Source organism: Bhargavaea ullalensis (genome assembly GCF_042432615.1).
Taxonomy (GTDB): Bacteria; Bacillota; Bacilli; order Bacillales_A; family Planococcaceae; genus Bhargavaea; species Bhargavaea ullalensis.
In genome coordinates, this window is record NZ_JBHLWY010000051.1 from 1 (window position 1) to 847 (window position 847).

1 protein-coding gene is annotated in these 847 nt (G+C 50.1%); it reads right to left on the reverse strand.

Annotated features, from left to right (window positions below; all coding sequences use genetic code 11):
• A partial coding sequence (locus ACFFIY_RS14345) for a transposase (RefSeq protein WP_376837321.1) occupies positions 1-847 on the reverse strand: 847 nt, incomplete at both ends.

An 847-nucleotide genomic window follows, 5' to 3' on the forward strand; every position in this document is an offset into this window, starting at 1 on the left:
AGGATTCCAAACTCCAAGTGAACCTTATCCAGCCCTCGAAGATGGAATCGACGGAACGCCAAATTGCCCTTGAGATTCCCAAAAACTGTCTCCACCTCGACTTTCCGAAGGGCATAGATCTGTTTTAGGGTTTCATCATCAAGGGCTTTTCTTGCCTTGGCCTTCAGTTCCTCGTAAATCGAATTCCAGTGAACCTGCCGGTTCCCTTTTGCCTTGGTGCAAAGTGCTTTCAGCGGGCAGTCACTGCAATCCTCGCACTCATAGATTTTGAAGTCCTGGACGAAGCCGGAAGCATTTTTCTTTTTCATGTATTTCTTGAAGCGGACTTTCCGTCCGTTCGGACAGACGAACAGATCATCCTCTTCGTGATACGCCCAGTTCTTGGCGTTGTATGCGTTTTTCTTATAACTGCGCGATTGTTCCTTCAAGTAGGTGTTATAGGGGATTAGAAAATCGGCAACCGCTTCTCTGTCTTCCTCTCCGAGAAGGTACAGGTAATTCTCCTCACTTCCGTATCCCGCATCCGCGACAATGCGCTTTGGCATCGGCAGGGCCGTTTCCCGGTAGGCTTCCATGTGCGGGATCAGACACCGGGTGTCTGTGGGCCGCTGGTGAACAGAATAAAAGAGAACGAATTGGTTCTCGGTGGCCATCTGGATATTGTAGCCGGGCTTGAGCTGGCCGTTCTTCATATGGTCTTCTTTCATCCGCATGAATGTGGCATCCGGATCTGTCTTCGAGTAGCTATTTCGATCTTCTCCGCAAACCTCAAGGTGGGCAGCATATTTCTCTTTCCTCGGAATGAAGTCATCCCGGACCGACTTGAGCTTCTTGCGGATCACCGAGC